We start from the raw sequence: 255 nt of genomic DNA on the forward strand, positions 1-255 counted from the left end.
CGTGGGCCCAGCAACGGCTCTGGTTCTTCGACCAACTCGACCATGCTGCCGGCGCGGCCTACCACATGCCGGCCGCACTAAGACTGAAAGGCCAGCTCGACTGTGCGGCGCTGCAAGCGACCCTGGATCGCATCGTCGCGCGTCACGAAGTCCTGCGCACCACGTTCGTGCAAAGCGCAGGCGCAGCCGAACAAAGGATCGCAGCGGCCGATTGCGGCTTCCACCTGGTAACACACGACCTGCGCCACTTGCCCG

1 protein-coding gene is annotated in these 255 nt (G+C 65.5%); it reads left to right on the forward strand.

Annotated elements, in window-relative coordinates:
* On the forward strand, positions 1 to 255 hold a 255-nt coding region (locus tag KVP70_RS33840), incomplete at both ends, for a condensation domain-containing protein (RefSeq protein WP_217946796.1).

The sequence above is a fragment of the Duganella violaceipulchra genome (assembly GCF_019166075.1).
GTDB classification, from domain to species: domain Bacteria; phylum Pseudomonadota; class Gammaproteobacteria; order Burkholderiales; family Burkholderiaceae_D; genus Rugamonas; species Rugamonas violaceipulchra.